Source organism: Brevundimonas sp. AVps23W (assembly GCF_058681395.1).
In genome coordinates this window covers 2888086-2905654 of the sequence record NZ_CM178738.1, presented here as the reverse complement: position 1 = coordinate 2905654, position 17569 = coordinate 2888086, and the positions used below count along the sequence as shown (strand labels likewise).

The 17569-nt window shown below is 66.0% G+C and carries 13 protein-coding genes; 5 read left to right on the top strand and 8 right to left on the bottom strand.

Annotation, left to right across the window (positions count from 1 at the left end; genetic code table 11):
* Positions 1-107 precede the first annotated feature (107 nt).
* Genes ACW177_RS14105 through ACW177_RS14095 form a run of 3 tightly spaced genes read left to right on the top strand, consistent with a single transcriptional unit; the run spans position 108 to position 6031 of the window.
* Positions 108-1316 carry an efflux RND transporter periplasmic adaptor subunit gene (locus ACW177_RS14105; RefSeq protein WP_492026307.1) on the top strand — a complete coding sequence of 403 codons (1209 nt, stop codon included), beginning with the start codon at positions 108-110 and terminating at the stop codon, positions 1314-1316.
* Positions 1317-1319: 3 nt separating this feature from the next.
* Positions 1320-4586, top strand: coding sequence for an efflux RND transporter permease subunit (locus ACW177_RS14100; protein WP_492026306.1), 3267 nt, complete (start codon positions 1320-1322; stop codon positions 4584-4586).
* The gene (locus ACW177_RS14095; protein ID WP_492026305.1) at positions 4586-6031 is read left to right on the top strand and encodes an efflux transporter outer membrane subunit; all 1446 of its coding nucleotides are present in this window, start codon (positions 4586-4588) and stop codon (positions 6029-6031) included. The genes ACW177_RS14100 and ACW177_RS14095 overlap by 1 nt, the downstream gene beginning before the upstream one ends.
* A 562-nt stretch (positions 6032-6593) precedes the next feature.
* Here the strand turns inward: ACW177_RS14095 and ACW177_RS14090 are convergent.
* On the bottom strand, positions 6594-7016 hold the full coding sequence (locus ACW177_RS14090) for a cupin domain-containing protein (RefSeq protein ID WP_492026304.1): 423 nt from the start codon (positions 7014-7016) through the stop codon (positions 6594-6596).
* A gap of 89 nt (positions 7017-7105) precedes the next feature.
* Here ACW177_RS14090 and ACW177_RS14085 point away from each other — a divergent pair, with 89 nt between their 5' ends.
* Complete coding sequence (locus ACW177_RS14085) at positions 7106-8029, top strand: LysR substrate-binding domain-containing protein (protein ID WP_492026303.1); 924 nt, start codon at positions 7106-7108, stop codon at positions 8027-8029.
* Between the two features lie 159 nt (positions 8030-8188).
* On the opposite strand, the gene ACW177_RS14080 is transcribed toward ACW177_RS14085, so the two are convergent.
* The 7 genes from ACW177_RS14080 to ACW177_RS14050 all read right to left on the bottom strand — a co-directional run bounded on the left by ACW177_RS14080 (position 8189) and on the right by ACW177_RS14050 (position 16714).
* A complete protein-coding gene (locus ACW177_RS14080; protein ID WP_492026302.1) occupies positions 8189-8662 on the bottom strand; it encodes a hypothetical protein in 474 nt (157 codons plus the stop codon).
* A gap of 623 nt (positions 8663-9285) precedes the next feature.
* Complete coding sequence (locus ACW177_RS14075; RefSeq protein WP_492026301.1) at positions 9286-12693, bottom strand: autotransporter family protein; 3408 nt, start codon at positions 12691-12693, stop codon at positions 9286-9288.
* A gap of 144 nt (positions 12694-12837) precedes the next feature.
* Positions 12838-13044: a hypothetical protein gene (locus ACW177_RS14070; protein ID WP_492026300.1), complete on the bottom strand. Its 207-nt coding sequence runs from the start codon at positions 13042-13044 to the stop codon at positions 12838-12840.
* Complete coding sequence (locus ACW177_RS14065; RefSeq protein WP_492026299.1) at positions 13013-13618, bottom strand: RNA polymerase sigma factor; 606 nt, start codon at positions 13616-13618, stop codon at positions 13013-13015. The genes ACW177_RS14070 and ACW177_RS14065 overlap by 32 nt, the downstream gene beginning before the upstream one ends.
* Before the next feature lie 107 nt (positions 13619-13725).
* Positions 13726-14142 carry a flagellar protein FliS gene (locus ACW177_RS14060; RefSeq protein ID WP_492026298.1) on the bottom strand — a complete coding sequence of 139 codons (417 nt, stop codon included), beginning with the start codon at positions 14140-14142 and terminating at the stop codon, positions 13726-13728.
* Complete coding sequence (gene fliD / locus ACW177_RS14055; protein ID WP_492026297.1) at positions 14132-15823, bottom strand: flagellar filament capping protein FliD; 1692 nt, start codon at positions 15821-15823, stop codon at positions 14132-14134. The genes ACW177_RS14060 and fliD overlap by 11 nt, the downstream gene beginning before the upstream one ends.
* A 66-nt stretch (positions 15824-15889) precedes the next feature.
* Positions 15890-16714 carry a flagellin gene (locus ACW177_RS14050; RefSeq protein WP_492026296.1) on the bottom strand — a complete coding sequence of 275 codons (825 nt, stop codon included), beginning with the start codon at positions 16712-16714 and terminating at the stop codon, positions 15890-15892.
* Between the two features lie 191 nt (positions 16715-16905).
* On the opposite strand from ACW177_RS14050, the gene ACW177_RS14045 reads away from it, so the two are divergent.
* The gene (locus tag ACW177_RS14045) at positions 16906-17568 is read left to right on the top strand and encodes a flagellar hook assembly protein FlgD (RefSeq protein ID WP_492026295.1); all 663 of its coding nucleotides are present in this window, start codon (positions 16906-16908) and stop codon (positions 17566-17568) included.
* Position 17569: the final 1 nt, after the last annotated feature.

Below are 17569 nucleotides of genomic sequence, written 5' to 3'. Positions count from 1 at the left end.
AGCTCCACGATGCCTCGCATTAAGTCACCATGCGTTGACAACGGCCGACTCCCCATCGGCCTCTGTCCGCACGACTGGGATTTACCTCCGACAGGGAGATTGCGCAGATGCGCGGGCTGAAGATTGCGGCCGTGTCCGTCATGGTGACGGGTGCGCTTTATGGATGTTCCCCGAAGGCTGAAGGCCAGGCGCCCGGCGGCGCCCCGCCGGTGACTGTGGCTACGCCGCTGCAGCAGCAGGTGGTGGACTGGGACGAATTCACGGGCCGGTTCGAAGCGGTCGAGAGCGTGGACGTGCGCGCCCGCGTCGGCGGCTATGTCCAGGCCGTTCACTTCCGCGACGGCCAGATGGTCCAGAAGGGGCAGCTGCTGTTCACCCTGGACCCGCGTCCGGCCCAGGCCGCTCTGGCTCAGGCCCAGGCCCAGGTGGCGCAGATGCAGTCGCAGCTGACCCTGGCCCGCGCCAACCTGGCCCGCAGCGAGACCCTGCTGGCCTCGCAGGCGGTGTCCAAGGCCGAGTATGACGCCAACAAGGCCGCGGTCGATGCGGCCGTGGCCAATATCGCCGCCGCCAATGCGGCCGTGCGGACGGCTCAACTGGATCTTGAATACACCCGCGTCACGGCGCCGACCTCGGGCCGCGTCTCGGATCGTCGCGTCGATCCGGGCAATCTGGTCGCGGGCGGCTCCTCGGCCGGCGACATCCTGACCACCATTATCTCGGGCGGTCCGATCCACTTCGTCTTCGACGGGTCGGAAGCGGTCCTGCTGAAATATCTGCGCGACGGCGGCGCCGCCAACGGCGCCCCGGTCCGCATCCGCCTGCAAGATGAAAGCGGCTTCACCCGCACCGGCCGCCTGGACTTCTCGGATAATGCGCTGGACACGTCTTCGGGCGTCATCCGCATGCGCGCCATCGTGTCGAACGGCGACGGCTTCCTGCGTCCCGGCCTGTTCGGCCGCGCCCAGGTCGCGGGCGCCGGCTCCTACGACGCCCTGCTGGTGCCCGACACCGCCATCGGCACGGATCAGTCGCGCCGCATCGTCTCGGTCGTCAACGCCGACGGGTCGGTCACGGCCAAGCCCGTCCAGCTGGGTCCGATCGTCCAGGGTCTGCGCGTGATCAAGTCGGGCCTGGCCCCGACCGACCGCGTGATCATCGCTGGTCTCCAGCGCGCCGCCCAGCCGGGCTCCAAGGTCACGCCCAAGAACGGCCGCATCGCCCCCGTCGCCGAACAGGCGTCGGACGCGCCGGTCACCCAGGCGGCGCCGGCTTCGACCGGTTCGTTCGCCAGCAGCTTCTCCACCGGCGACTAAGCCATGAACATATCCCGCTTCTTCATCGACCGGCCGATCTTCGCGGCCGTGATCTCGGTGGTGATCACCATCATCGGCGTCTTCGCCTATCCGCTGCTGCCCCTGTCGCAGTATCCGGAGATCGCGCCGCCGACGATCACCATCAACGCCACCTATCCCGGCGCCTCGGCCGAGACCCTGGCCGAAACCGTCGCCGCCCCCATCGAGCAGGAGGTGAACGGCGTCGAGGACATGCTGTACATCACCTCGTCGTCCACCTCGGACGGGGCGGTGGCCATCACCGTCACCTTCCAGCCCGGCACCGACCTCGACGCCGCCCAGGTGCTGGTCCAGAACCGCGTCTCCCTGGCTGAACCCCGTCTTCCCGACGCGGTCCGCCAGACCGGCGTCGTGGTCAACAAGGCCGAGAGCGGCTTCCTGATGGTGCTGGGTCTGACCTCGCCCGACGGCTCGCTCAGCAACGACTATGTCGGCAACTACGGCAACTCGACCCTGCGGGACCGCCTGCTGCGGCTCGAGGGCGTGGGCGCGGTCCAGGTCTTCGGCGGCGGCAACTATTCGATGCGGATCTGGATCGACCCGGCCAAGGCGGCCGAGCGCAACCTGACCGGCCCCGACATCGTCGCCGCCCTTCAGGCCCAGAACGTCCAGGCCGCCGCCGGCTCGATCGGCCAGCCCCCGTTCGCGAACAACGCCTCGGCCTTCCAACTGCCGATCCAGGTTCAGGGTCGTCTGACCGATCCCGACCAGTTCTCCAACGTCGTCCTCAAGACCGACAGCGAAGGGCGCGTCACCTATCTGCGCGACGTGGCGCGGATCGAACTGGGCGCTCAGGATTACGGCATCCGCGGCTTCTTCGACGGCGAGCGCGGCGTCGGTCTGGCCATTGTTCAGCAGCCGGGGGCCAACGCCCTGGGCACCGCCGAACGCGTCCTGGCCGAGGTCGAGGCCGTCCAGGCCGAACTGCCCGCCGGCATGAAGCTGTCCGTCCCCTATAACCCGACCGAATTCGTCGCCGCCTCGGTCGAGTCGGTTCAGCACACCCTGGTCGAGGCCGTCATCCTGGTCGTGATCGTGGTCATGATCTTCCTTCAGACCTGGCGCGCGGCCATCATTCCCATCGTGGCCATTCCGGTCGCCCTGGTCGGCACCTTCGCGGTGCAGCTGGCCCTGGGCTATTCGATCAACTCGCTGTCCCTGTTCGCCCTGGTCCTCGCCGTCGGCATCGTCGTCGATGACGCCATCGTCGTGGTCGAGAACGTGGAGCGGGCCATCAGCGAAGGCCTGTCTCCAAAGGAGGCCGCCTATCGATCGATGCAGGAGGTCTCGGGCGCCCTGATCGCCATCGGCCTGGTGCTGGTGTCGGTGTTCGTGCCCACCATGTTCGTTCCGGGCATTCCGGGCATCTTCTATCGCCAGTTCGCGGTGGTCATCGCCTCGGCCTCGGTCATCTCCCTGTTCGTGTCGCTGACCCTGTCGCCGGCCATGGCCGCCCTGCTGCTGAAGCCGCACAGGAAGGACCACGAGAAGGCGCGCAAGCCGGGCGTCCTGGGCTCCGTCGTCTATTACGGCGGCTGGGCCGGGCGTAAGTTCAACGAGGGCTTCGACTGGCTGTCGGATCGCTACGGCCGTCTGACGGCGCGCCTGGTGCGCACCGTCGGCCTGGTCCTGATCATCTACGCCGGTCTGCTGGGCCTGACCGCCTGGCGTCTGGTCGATACGCCGTCGGGCTTTATCCCCGAGCAGGATCAGGGCTTCCTGATCGGCATCGTCCAACTGCCGGCCGGCGCCTCGCTGGATCGCACCGAAGCGATCATGCAACGCGCCAGCCAGATCATCCGCGACACCAAGGGCGTCGACGGCACCGTGGCCTTCGCCGGCCTCGACGGCGCCAGCTTCTCGTTCGGCTCCAACGCCGCCACCATCTTCGTGCGTCTCAGCCCCTTCGAGGACCGGACCAAGCAAGAGGCGGCCGCGGCCCTGGCCGGGGCCATCACCCAGGCCACGGGTTCGATCGAGGACGCGCAGATCTTCGTCATCGCCCCGCCGGCGGTCCAGGGTCTGGGCAACGGCAACGGCTTCAAGATGATGATCCAGGACACCTCGGGCGCCGGCTACCGCGCGCTGGAGGGGGCGACCTTCGCCATGATGGGCGCCGCCGCCCAGGCCCCGGATCAGGTCAGCCAAGTCTTCTCGACCTACAACACCGGCTCGCCCCGCATCTCGGCCGACGTGGATCGTGACAAGGCGCTGATGATGGGCGTTCAGCCCAGCGCCGTGTTCGACACCCTGGGGGTCTATCTGGGCTCGTCCTACGTCAACGACTTCAACATGCTGGGCCGCACCTATCGGGTCACGGCCCAGGCCGAGCCCCAGTACCGCGACGACATCGCCGACATCGCCAACCTGAAGACCCGCTCATCCAGCGGGGCCATGGTGCCGATCGGTTCGGTGGCGAACCTGGTCAATGACTCAGGCCCGTCGCGGATCGTCCGCTACAACCTGTTCCCCGCGTCCGAGCTTCAGGGCAATCCGGCCATGGGCGTCTCCTCCGGCCAGGCTCTGGGCATCATGGAGCAGATGGCGACCAGCACCCTGCCGCAAGGCTTCTCCTACGAGTGGACCGAACTGGCCTATCAGCAGAAGGCGGCCGGATCGGGCGCGACCATGATCTTCCTGATGGCCGTGGTCTTCGTCTTCCTGGTGCTGGCGGCCCAGTATGAGGCCTTCACGCTTCCGCTGGCGGTCATCCTGATCGTGCCGATGTGTCTGCTCGCGGCCATCATCGGGGTGAACCTGCGGGGTCTGGACAACAATATCCTGGTCCAGATCGGTCTGGTCGTTCTGATCGCGCTCGCGGCCAAGAACGCCATCCTGATCGTCGAGTTCGCCAAACAGGCGGAAGAGGAGGAGGGCATGAACCGCTTCGACGCGGCCGTGCACGCCGCCCGCAGCCGTCTGCGCCCGATCCTGATGACCTCCTTTGCCTTCATCCTCGGCGTCGTGCCGCTGATGCTGGCGACCGGCCCCGGCGCCGAAATGCGCCAGTCGCTGGGCACGGCGGTCTTCTCCGGCATGCTGGGGGTGACCTTCTTCGGCCTGATCTTCACGCCGGTCTTCTATGTCGTGACCCGTTGGATGTCGTCCAAACTGCCGCAAGGCAAGACGCCGACGCCGACCAAGACTGAAGCCGTCCGCTACGATCAAACTTCCAGCCTGACCGATCCCGATGCGCCGGCTCCGGCGACCGGGCGGGGAGGGGACATCTGATGACCCGCACCAAGACCCTCAGCTTCCTGACCACCGCAGCCCAGTTGACGGCTTCGGGCGCCCTGCTCGCCGCCTGCGCGGTCGGGCCCCGGGCGCCCGCCGCCGACCTGCCTGTGGCCGGGACGGGCGCCTTCATCGGCTCCGCCTCGACCACGGTCTCGACCGCTCCGGCGCGAGACGACTGGTGGCGGCTGTACGACGACCCGACGCTGGACGGCCTGATCCGTCAGGCCTTCGCCGAGAACAACGAGCTGGAGGCGGCCTTCGCCAACCTGCGCGCGGTTCGGGCGTCCCTGTCCGAGGCGCGCGTGGGCCGGTTTCCGACCACGACCACCAGCGCCCAGGCTCAGCGCAGCCGCGCCTCGGCCTCCACGGTCACCGGCCTGCCCGCCGGCGAGGACGCGCCCGAGGTCGACACCTATGACGTCGGTCTTACGGCCAGCTATGAGGTCGATCTGTTCGGCCGGGTGGAATCGACCATCCGCGCCGCCCGCGCCGACGCCCGCGCCGCCGAGGCCGCCCTGGCCACGGTCCAGGTCTCGGTCGCGGCCGAGACGACCCGCGCCTATGCCGACACCTGCTCGGCCAACGCCCAGATCGCGGTGGCCGAACGGACGCTGGAGCTGCAACGCAACACCGCCAATCTGACCCAGACCCTGCTCGACGGCGGGGCGGGCACCGGCCTGGACGTGGCCAGCGCCCGTGCGGCCCTGGCCCAGACGGCGGCGACCCTGCCGACCCTGCGGGCTTCCCGCAACGAGGCCCTGTTCCGGCTGGCGACCCTGACGGGCGTCACCCCGGCCGAGGCCAGCCAGGCCGCCGCCGCCTGTGTCCGGCCGCCGCAACTCAGCCGGCCGATCCCGGTCGGCGACGGCTCGGCCCTGCTGGCGCGTCGCCCCGACGTGCGTCAAGCCGAGGCCAATCTGGCCGCCGCCGCCGCCCGCGTGAACGTGGCCACCGCCAACCTCTATCCGCAGATCAGCCTGGGCGGCTCCATCGGCTCCGCGGCCCTGGAATCGAGCGAACTGGGCGACGACCAGAACTACCGTTTCAGCTTCGGTCCGCTGATCAGTTGGTCCTTCCCCAACGTCTTCGCCGCCCGCGCCCAGATCAAGGCCGCCGACGCCCGCTCCGACGCGGCCCTGGCGACCTTCGACCAGACGGTGCTGACGGCCCTGCAAGAGACCGAGACGGCGCTCAGCAACTACGCCAACGAACTGGACCGCCGCGCCGCCCTGAGCGAGGCCCGCGACCAGGCCGCCCGCGCCGCCAACCTGTCGCGTCAGCGTTTCAACGCCGGCGCCGACAGCTTCCTGGTGGTGCTCGACGCCGAACGCACCCAAGCCGCCGCCGACGCCGCCCTGGCCCAGTCGGACGCCCTGGTCACCACCTACCAGATCGCCCTGTTCCGCGCGCTGGCCGGCGGCTGGCAGGCCGACACCTGATCGAAGGCTCCGCCCTCTCGCGCAGGCGAGGGGCGGAGGTCGCCGACGTCCTCTTTCCTTTCGTCATTCCGGGCGCAGCGCAGCGGAGACCCGGAACCCAGCGGCGCCGAAGGCGAAATGGTTCAGCTGCACGATGCTGGACGACCGAGTCCGCGACAGTTTCGCGCTCCCGCGCGCCGCTGGGTTCCGGGTTTCCGGGCCAAGCGGCCCTCCGCCCGGAATGACGAAAGTAGGAGGCCAGTGGAGAGCTGACATGGTTGCTCCCCGCTTGCGGGGAGGGGCTGCGGCATTGCGTCTGCCGCGCGCGCACAGCCCGATCCGCACCCGATCCTCGGGTCAAGCCCGAGGATGACGGGCTGAATGTGTCCAACCTCGCTATCGCCTGCCCCCGCCACGCCTTTCGTCACCCTCGCCCACGCTGCGGGGGCAGCAAACCGGGTCGCAGCGCAAAGAAACGGACATTCCAACGGGCTGGAAAGGGTGAATTTCGGACCTAGACCACCGCTCTCTCTCACCGAGTTGAGCCACTCAAAACTTTGCGTCCTCGCCTTACGGCGATGTCCTATTGAGCCGCTCGTACGACTTCGGTCTCACCCGAACCCATCAAATAGAATCCGATGAAGCTTGCCGGCTCGCTTGCCGACAGGTTGTCGAACACCGCGATCGCCGTGTTGGCTGGCTCGAAAAAGGCGTCACCCGCGTGCAGGGTGTGAGCCGGCTGCCCGTCGACCTGGAAGGTGATGGTTCCGCGCACGACGTAGCCGACGACCGGGATCGGGTGCTCATGGCGACCCGAGCGCTGGCCGGGCGCTAAGGTCATGCTGACCCCGCGCACATGGTCGATCATCTTGGGCTCGGACAGCTGGGCGCCAAGGATCGGGGTGCGCACGACGCTGACCACCGCCTTGGCGTCCGCTGCTGTTTGGGCCACAGCGGGCGCCGCTATCGCGACAAACACCGCTGCCAGGCTGAGGGCCTTGAACATGACTTATCTCCGTTTTCCGAGCGCAGGATGGTGACGTGAGACGTTTTGGTCTATCGGGAATATCGCGATGAACTGTCCTGTTTTTTCGAATGATACGCACCAATCTTGATCTCGACGCCTTGCGTGGCCTTCTGGCTGGCGTCTCGTTGGAGAGTTTCAGCAAGGCGGCAGACTATCTGGGGCGTTCGAACTCAACGCTCAGCGCTCAGATGCATAAGCTGGAAGCGCAGACCGGCGTGCCTCTACTGCGTAAGGCCGGGCGCCGACTGGAGCCGACGCCGGCGGGCGAGGTGCTGATCGGCTATGCCCGAAGGCTCATCGAACTCAACGATGAGGCGTTGAGCGCTGTGCGCGGCGGCGATCTGGACGGCGGTGTTCGCCTCGGCGTGCAGGAAGATTTCGAAACCCTGCTGCCGTCCATGTTGGCCGCCTTCGCTCGCGCCCACCCCAAGGTACGCATCGAGGTACGGGTTACGCGCAATCGCGATCTTCTGGACAGGATCCAGGCCGGTTCGCTTGACCTGGCCTTGACCTGGGGAGCCGAGGGAGCCACAGGGGGCGAAATCCTGGCGGTGGCGCCCATGTGTTGGATCGGTCAGCGGTCCGCACCGAGGCCGCCCGCCGCCCAGGAGGCTCTGGTTATGTTCGAGCCGCCTTGCCTGTTTCGCACGGCGGGTGTCGACGCCCTCGACGCGGCCGGCATCAGTTGGCGCCCATCATTCGTGAGCGCCAGCCTAAGCGGCCTATGGGCTGCGGTGGAAGCGGGTTTCGGCGTCACAGTGCGTACGCCAATCGGCTTGCCACCTTCCTTAAGCGCCTCGCCAGGCGGGCAAGCCGGCTGGCCCGCCTTGCCGAGGATCGCCCTGAGATTGCATCAGGCCAGCGCGACCCCGGCCACTGATTATCTGGGCCGCGTCGTGCGTGAGGCCGTGGCGAGCGCGATCACGGCGGCCGGTTTGCCCTACAGCTCTGACGATCCGTCTTCCGGGTCTCACGCTTCGCGCATTGGCTAAGGTCCGCTAAGGGGCGATTTGTGCGACGGGCGCCAGTCCCGGAAGCCGACATCGGCGCCAGAGGGGATGTCGTCTTTCAGGCAGATCGGGAATGGCCGGTCTCAGCGCTTGCCAGCCCCTTGTTCGCCGGACGCCGATCCACTTCTCCCCGACCGCCGCCTATCCCGCCGCCCGCGTGCACCGGCGCTGGTGAGCGATGCCCTTGAGAAAGCCGCGGCGCACAAGGCCGGCGCGGATCGCCGCCTGAACCTCCCGATCATGGGCCGCCGCGCCGGACAGCCGACGCACCCAGCTCCTCAGGGGGATGAAATCGGTGGCAGTGTCGCGAACCATGTCCAGCGCGGCGTTAGCGGCCTGGTCGCCCGTGCCGGTCGCCGGCGTCTCCTGATCGACGTCGGGGCCGAGGGCCTCGTCCAAGGCGTCGATCTGGGCGATGATGGCCGAGCAGCGCTGCAGACCCGCCGTCGCATAGGGGGCGTGGCGCGCGGTGATCAGAATCTCGGGCACCTCCTGTCGCCGCAGGTTGAGATCGTCCAGCGGCGCCGTCGCCGCCTGGCCCACGCCATCGCCGAAAGTCTTTCCGCCCTGGGAGGCTTGATCCCGGTTCAGCTGTACGCCCAATAGGCCAGGCACGGAGCCGCAGGCCCCGAGGCCGGATAGGCCCAAGGCTAGGATTGGCAGGACGACGAGGGAGCAGGCGATCCTCAAAGCACCATTCCAAGTGTGACGATAGCTGGCACAGCGTTCGGATCGCCGGACAGTTCCGGCGGCCGCCCTGATCGGCGCAACCAGCCCGTCGAATGGCCGTCTGGGGAGGCTAGGCTAGCTTCAACAGGGCGTGGTGACAACGAAGCGGATCATCCTTCACCGCTGCCCATCACGCGCGCACGCTCACGTCCCACACGCCGTCACCCTCCGGCTCGTCCGGAGGGCCCACCTTTCCGCGCGCAGGTTAGTGCTCAGACGCCGTCTCTGCATCGCAGGTCGTGGGACGTCCAGCGTAGGCCCTCGGGACGAGCCCGAGGGTGACGATTTGGATGGAGCGGCGCGCCCAATTCTTACGAAATAAAACCGTCTTTTCAGAATGTTAGTGACGGAAACAACGCCTGAGCTCGGCGCCGTTCGGCGCCGGGTTATAATCGCGCCCGGTCTTTGACATCTCAATCCGACCCGACGTCTCCGCCCAAGCCCCGAGCCGAGAATAGACGAAAATAGACTCTCTTTTTTAGGGTGGAATGAGTCTATTTCCGCCTCTCCTAGAACAGGAAGGTCGCGCGCAGCAGGAAGCTGTAGCGGACATAGTCCTCCAGCAGCTGGGCGTCGCCGGAGATGGTCAGGGAGCTGAGGCCGTTGGCCATGGTCATGCCCAGGCCCAGCACCGGCCCGCCGCCGCTGATCGGTTCGCCGGTCAGGCTGAAGCTCTCGCCGCCGCTGATGTAGCGGGCGGTGGTCGCGTCATAGTCGGCCGACAGGATCTCCTTCCAGCCCAGCTTCAGCTCCGGACGGTACATCTGGTCCCGGCCCAAGCCGTAGCCGATCTTCAGCGCGGCGGTGGCGCTGGCGACATGGCCGTCGCGGCCGTCGACCTCCAGGTCGAAGGCGTCGCCGCCGCCCGACTCGCGGCGCGAGCCTTCCGACAGGCTGAAGTACTCGGCATAGGCTTCCGGCCGCAGCGACAGCCGCCCGAACCGGTGCTCGTAGGAGAAGCCGCCGGCGGCCGACAGCGTATAGCCGTCCCAGTCCGAGTCGGTGCTCAGATAGACGTCGTCGCCGACCAGGGTGCGGGTGCTGTTGAACATGGCGTAGCCGACCGCGCCCCGCGCCCAGCCGCTCCATCCATGCCCCTGGGCGCGCCAGTACAGGCCCAGCTCCAGCAGGTTGGATGACAGCTCTTCCTCGGCCTCCGACTCCGGATCCTGGGTGTCGGACGAGGCCAGGGCCACCGAAACCCCGACGGCGCCCTTGTCGGTCATCTTCTCCACGCCGCCCGCGACGCCGAAGCCTTCCGAGCGATAGCCGTAGGTGTCGGTCTTGTCCTTGTCCTCGTAGAAGTTGATCTCCTGGACCCAGCCGCTGACCTCGCCGACGGCGGCGGTGCTGTTGCGGTTCGCCAGGGCCTGGGTCACGGCCTCCACCCCGCTGGCGAGCGACATCAGCGTGGCGCCGGAATGGTCCGGCAGGGTCTGCTCGTACAGGTTCATGAAGTCTTCGCGCGTGGACTGCTCCAGGAAGGCGTCCATCACGTCTTCGTCGCGGCTCAAGGCGCTGTAGAAGGCCTCATAGGCCGCCGTCTCGACGCCCGACAGACCCATTTCCGTCGTGGTCCGCTTGCGCAGGTTCACGTCGATGGTCCCCGCCGTCTCGTCGCCCGACAGGGCCGAGACGATCATATAGGGCGAGCTGCCGGTCAGGTCGGTCCCCAGAACGTCACCGTAAGACAGCGAACCCGCCGTCAGCAGACGATAGGTCTCGCCGTCGGTGTCGACCAGCGAGTCGAGGTGAACGCTGATCGTCGCCCCGTCCTGGAACACGGCCGCGCCGGACACGACATAGTCGCCCGCAGTGTCGGCGGCCGGATCGACGGTGAAGTAGATCTCGCCGCTCTCGCCGACCGTCAGACTGGTCAGGTTCAGGGTCTCGCCCTGAAGGCCCTGCAAGGTCCCGTCGATGACATTGATGTCCAGCAGACCGTCGGCGTCCGACAGTTCGCCCTGATAGGTGGCGTCGCCGCTGATGGACAGACTGTCGGCTCCGGATCCGAACGACAGGTCGCCGATCACATAGCCGTTCTGGATATCGACGACGTCGTTGCCCGAGCCCAGCAGGATGTCGCCCACGATATAGGGCTCCGACGCATCGGCGACCCCGTCATTGTCGTCGTCGTTGTCGTCGTCATCTTCGGCGTCGAGGATGCCGTCGTCGTCGTCGTCCGGGTCTTCGTCGTCATACAGGTCGTCGCCGTCGTAATCGGACAGGAGTTCGTTGGCGTCCGCCCGCTGGGTGATCGTCACGCCGGTGGTGTTGGCCGAGAAGTCGATGGCGATGGTCGCGCCCGTGATCTCTTCATCGTCCGTCTCGTCGTCGTCGTCGTTGTCGGTCGCGACGATGTAGCCGTAGATCCCGCCGCTGTTGGTCAGGCTGGTGACCGAACCGCTGGCGTCGCGAATGGCGACCGCGTCGCCCGCCTCGCCGTAGATGTAGGACGAGATGGTCCCGCTGTTGACGATGCTGGTCAGCGAGGCGTCGGCGTCGATCTTCAAGGCGGTGGAGACGTCCGTGGCTTCCGTGGTCGCGGACGCTGTGATCGATCCGCTGTTGAGCAGGGTCGAGACCGTGGCTCCAGACGCCAGCCGCAACGCGGTGGCGTTGGCCTCGCTCGAGCTGCCGGTGATCGAGCCGTCGTTCAGTATGCCGCCTTGGATCAGGGTGGACCCCGTCCCGCCGCCGATCAGGACGGCGGTCGTGGCGACGTCGTCGAAGATGCCGGAAGCGGTGATCGAGCCTTCGTTGATCAGGCCATAGCCGCTGTCGCCATAGGCGCTGATGACAATGTCGCCGGTCTCGGCGCCGATGGCCAGGGCAGGGGCGGCGCCATAGGTGGTGATGGACGAGGTGCTCTCGTTGTCTTCCAGAATCCCGTCGCCGTCGCGGTCGTCGTCGTCGGCGTTGATGGTTCCGTCGCCGTCGTCGTCCTCATTTCCGTTGGTGACGCCGTCGCGATCATCGTCGCCGTCTTCGCCGTCGGAGTCGTCATAGGAGGGCGCGGCGCCCAACAGGATGCCGCCGCTGACGCTGGCCGAAACCTGAACGGCCGACCCGGCCTGCAGCAGATCGTCCGCATCGAGGTCTTCCAGATAGAGGGTGTCGTTGGACAGCTTCACGTCCTTGGCGTCGTCCTCGTCCAGATCCGCAACCGCGGTCGGTTGGTAGGTGTATCGGTAGCCGTTGCTGGTGACGGTGGACTGGATCTGGAGGGCGCCGGAGACCGCGTTCTCGACCGACACGCCGACCGAGTCTTCGCCGGTCACCGAAATCGAGCTGCCGCTCAGCAGGATGTCGCCATCGACGTCGCCCGCGATCCGTACGCCGACGCCACGGTCGCCCGTGACGGACACCGAACCGAGGACGGTCAGGTCGCCGGCCAGGGCGCTCTCGATCGAAATGCCGGCGGAGTCGTCGCCTTGCACCGCGATGCTGCCCGTGTCCTCGACCAGGATGTCTCCGGTGCGGACCCCGTTGCCGGTGAGGCGGATGCCGTAGCGGTCGCTGCCGCTGGCGTAGGGACCGTCGTAGTCGCCGTCGTCGTCCTCGTCCTCGTAGCTGTCGATGTCGTCGGTGATCGAGATGCCGCCGCCCATCGTCAGGTCGCCCGTTTGACCCGCCTTGAGGAGAATGCCGGTGTCGCCGTCCTCGGCCTCATCCATCGTGATCAAGGAGCCTTCCTCCAGCACGATGTCATTGTCCGAATCGCCCGTGATCGCCACGCCGCCTGTCATCACGACCGAGCCGTCCTCGGACACGGTCAGGTCGGCTGCGGAACCGTTGGAGACCGTCGAGGTCAGTACGGGGGCGGTCTTTTTGGACCCGATGTCGACCTGGGCATGGGCGGCCGAAGCCAGCACGAGCGGCGCAATGGCGGCCGCTGTGGCGAACCTTGAAAGCATGTTGAGCAAATATCCCGACGACGACATTGTCGGGGCGCACACTTCTTGGTCCCGGTGGCGGTTGTGCGGTGAACTTGTTTCGGCAGTGAAGCGCAGGCGTTCAGGCCTGCGCCGTCGTGTTTCGGAACTGACGCAACCGGCGTTTTAGGGCGCAGCCGTGGCCGTCGTCTCCCAACGCAGCGCAGGCGTGGTGCTGGCGCGCTGCGACGCCTCGGTTGCAGCGGCGAACAGATCCTTGGCGGCGTCGGAGACCGAGATCAGATCCAGCGCCGGTTCGGCCAGGGGCGATGGCCAGGCGCTGATGTCGGGGCCTAGTCGGTCAAGCGTGGCGTGCAGTTCGGTCAAGGTCATGGGTCCAGATCTTCTTCTGTTTCCGTAGGTCTTCCCGGAGCGCTACCTTGCCTCTTTTAAGCAAGGAACGCACCGAGTTTTCAGTGGCCGCCAACCGCGCCATGATCTCCGGCACGTCGGCGTCCTCGAAATAGTGCAGGCTCAGCACCCGTTGCTGGGCCGTGGGTAGGCGAAGCAGCGCAGCGCGGAGGCGATCGGCCGTCTCCTGGCGCGTGATCAGTTCCTCTGCGTCAGGCCCGTTGTCGCCGAAATCCTCGACCGCGTTGCTCAGTACGTCGGCCTCGGTCGGCGTATCGCGACGCCGTCTGCGATGGTCGATCGAGCGGTTGATCAGCACCCGGTGCAGCCAGGTCGTGAAGCGCACATCGCCGGGGGTCCAGCCGCCCCGCTTCCACAGCGAGAAGAAGACTTCCTGCACCACGTCGTCCGCCTCGACCTCGTCGCCGAGGATGTTGCGGCAGACGGCATGGGCCATTCCCCGGTGCCGCTCCATCAGCGTTCGCAAGCAAAGATCATCACCGGCGCGCATGGCCTCATAGAGTTCCTGGTCGGACGCGACGGCGCGATCGACCATCGGTGCGATGTCTTGGTGGTTGAAGGTGTGAAGCGCGTACGAGTGCATGATCAATACCTGCGTTAGGTCGATCAGTGAAAAGCAACGTGCGTGCCAACGAGAAATTATTACTGTATTGTATTATTCGGCGTTAGTTGTTGCGGTCGGGATATATTTATAATCGAACGTACCATGTTTTGAATTGGATCGGTTACGATTGACCACTCTCTGTTGCGCTTTGGTAGCATTCCGATGCGTCGGACAGAGCGATGGGTCTGGGCGTAGAACCGCCGCAGATCAGCGCCTGCAGGGCCAGCAGCGGCAAAATCCATATGGAGTTTCAACGCGCTAATGATCTGGTTGGCGACGCCGAGGTGGAAAACCATCTCGTCCAGCCGATTTTGCTCATCGGCAGATCTTGCCGAGGCCACGGCGGAGTAGAGTTTCTGGTGCAGGGCCAGGGCGATATCGGTGGGACTGAGCGCCAACTGGCTGCTGGCGCGGTAGCCGGCGATGGCGCGGGAATAGGCGGCGTTACTCATCATCGTCACTCGTGCCGAGGATGGCCTCGATCTGCTCTTGCAGCAGACGGGCGGCCTCCAGTTCGGCTTCCATGTTGGCGTATTTGGTCACAAGCTTGGTGCGGTAGGTCTCGGCGTCCTCGCGGATCTTGTCCGAGCGGTCCGAAAGGTCGGTGTTGAGATCGGTCAGGGTGTCGATCCGTTGCTGGATCTGGCTGGTCGAACTGTCGTCGTACTGCTTCAGGGTCTGGACCATCAGATTGGCGAAGCCCTGCTGGATCGAGACAGAGATATCGCCTGCGGTCGCGGGCGACAGGGTGAAGGTAAGGCCCTCGTAAATGCTCCCTTCGGCGCCCACGAGGCGCGAGCCCGAGACGGTGAAGGCGGCGCTGTCGCCGTCGGCGGCGGCGCTGGTGATGGCGCCCGTTTCGTCCGTGACTATGGTGAGGGTGAACGACAGCGAGCTGGTCGTGTTGTTGGCCAGCATTTTGAGGTTGCTGTCCGAGGCGGAGAAGTCGGTCTCGAAGAAGCTCTCGACCGCATCGAGGTTGGAAAGAATGGCGTCGTTCAGCGCCGTCTCGTCGCTGAGCTCCAGAAGGCCTTCCGACGTCCAGGTGATGCCCATGTCGCTGAACAGGGTGATGTCGTCGTCGGCGGCGTCGCTGCCGGAGTTGATCATGGTCTGCAGGGTGGAGTTCAACATCCGCAGGGTTGAGTCGGCGAACAGGACGGCGTCTTCGTCTGCTCCCCCGTCTGAAGAGACGGCCGACTGGTCCAGCATATATTGCTTCAGCGCATTATAGGCTTCGATGAAATCGGTGATCGCCGTCTTCACCGCCGAAGAGTCGGTGGAGACCGTCAGGGTGGCGGCGCCGTCTGTGACCCCCGATAACGACAGGCTGACGCCTTCGATGACATCGGTCAGTTCGTTGGTGTCGCGCGTCACCGTGGCCCCGTCCACGGTGATGATGGACGGTTGGGCCTCGCGCAGGACATTGGCGAAGGCGCCGGTTTCGTCGGTCAATCCGATGGCCTGGGCGACGTCATCGCCCGAAACGGAGGAGGTGACGATGGTCTGATTGGTGTCGGTCGCCGACAACACGAGTTGGACGGTCGATGAGTCCAGGGTGATAAGGGATGCTTGGACGCCGGTCGTGTCGCTCTGGGCGTTGATCGCCTTGGCGAGATCACTCAGGGTCGTGGTTGCGGTTACGGTGATTTCAACCGACTCTCCGCCCTCGACGCCCAGCGACATTACGCCTGCCACGCCGATGGCGTTGGTGGAGGAGCCTGACGAAGCGCTGACCTTCATCGCCTGGGCCAGTTGAAGCACCTCGATCTCGTAGTCGCCGTTGATGGCCTCGCTGGTCACATCAACGGCCAGGCCGGTGACGGACCCGCCGGAACTGCTGCTCAGCGCCGCGCTGCGAGAGTCGAACGAATTCTCGGACCCCAGGCTGGAATAGGCCGGCAGGGCCAGGCCTTCGATCGCGTCGGATACGGCGGTGACCAGGGTCTGTACTTCCTCGTAGGCGGCGATCTCGGCCTCGTTAGCCGTGATCTTCGCGTCGAGGGTGTCGGCGCGCGCGGTCTTTTGCGCTACGGCCGTCTCGATCAGAGCGTCGGTGTCGAGTCCGGACGCTGTCGAGGTGATGTAGCTGGCGCCGCTGCTGGTGGAGACGCCGGCGGTTGAAGCTGTGCTCATGAGATTGTCCGGGCGCGGTCCTGGAGATCAAAGGGAACGGGCGGAGGCGAGCCCCCGCCCGCGCTGTCATTGCAGGATCTTGAGCAACTGCGACGACATGCTGTTCGCCTGGCCCAGGGCTGCGATAGCGGCCTGCGTCAGGGTGGACAGGTTCGTGTAGTTGGTCTGTTCCTTAGCCAGATCGACGTCCGAGATGGCCGACTTGGAGGCCTCAAGGTTTTCGAGCGAAGTGTCGATGACGCTTGCCCGATACTCGAAGCGCGACAGGCTTGCGCCCACATTCGCCCGAGCCGTCGAGATGGTGTTGATCGCCGCGTCGACCGCGTCCATCGCCTCGGTGGCATTTTCCGAGGTGGTGACGTCGGTGTCATTGACAGCCAAGTCTTCCGCCGTCGCGCCATCTATGGTGATCGTCAGCGTATCGGTGCTGGCGGTGCCCAGGAGGAATGAGACGCCGGAGGCGAAATCGCCTTCACCACTGAGCAGAGCTGAGCCGTTAAAGTTAGTCGACTCCGCGATGTCGTCGATTTCTTCAACCAGCTGCTGGTACTCTGCGTCGATGTTCGCCCGCCCATCGTCATCGACCGAGCCCGATTGGGACTGGGCCGTCAGAGCCTTCATCCGTTGCAGGATGTCGCTGATCTGAGACAGGGCGCCGTCGGCCGTCTGAAGCACGGCGGTTCCCTGTTGGGCGTTGATGGCGGCCTGTTCCATCACCACCACGTCAGCGGAGATGTTGGTCGAGGTGGCGAGGCCAGCTGCATCGTCCTTTGCGCTCTGGATGCGTTGTCCGCTGGACAGTTTCGCCAGGGAGGCGGACTGGGCGTCGGAGTTGGCGTTCAGATAACGCAGGGCGGTGTTGGCGGCGGTATTGGTTGAGATACTAGGCATTCTTTCCTCATTCTCTCCAGACTGAACACCGTCGGGCGAACGCTCGACGGGAAGGGCGTGGCGCTTCTGGCCCAGACCTTCGACAGAGAAACGGAGCGGCGCCGCCAAATGGGGCGCTGAAATTTTGTGCGCCCCATCGGCGCCAGTCGCCTCGTTGAAGCCGTGACATCCACCGGCTTCGGCGGCGACCCATGACCTCGGTTAACGTAACGACAACAACGGCCACGGCGCCTGCGACGACTTCGTCTTCGTCGGCGTCCACGACCATCGATATGCAGGAATTCCTGCAGCTCATGACGACGCAGCTGCAGAATCAGGATCCGCTCGAACCTACTGACGTCAACGAATATACTAATCAGATCGTCAGCTATGCACAGCTGGGTCAGCAGACTGAGAGCAACGAGACGCTGCAAAGCCTCTCGTCATCGCTGACTTCGATGATGACCACTCAGAACGCCGGCTATGTCGGTCAGAAGGTCGAGTACGACGGCGCCATGGCGCCGGTGCAGGACGGCTCCGCCAGCTGGACCTACACCGTGGACGGCGCGCAGGCCTCGACCGCCCTGGTGGTCACCAATCAGGACGGCGACGTCGTCTGGAGCGGGACCGGCGAGACCGGCGACGGCGAGCACGGGCTGTCTCTGAGCCTGTCCGACATGAGCGGCGTCGCCGAGGGCGACATCCTGACCCTGACCTCGGTCTCCACCGACGCGGACAGTGCTTCCACGTCCAACGCCGTCACCGCATTCGCCACCCTGGACGCCGTCGTCTTCGACGAAGGCGTGACGACCTACCAGGCGGGCGACGCGGTCATCGATCCAGCCGCCGTCCTCGCCTTCTACGGCCAGGCCTGAG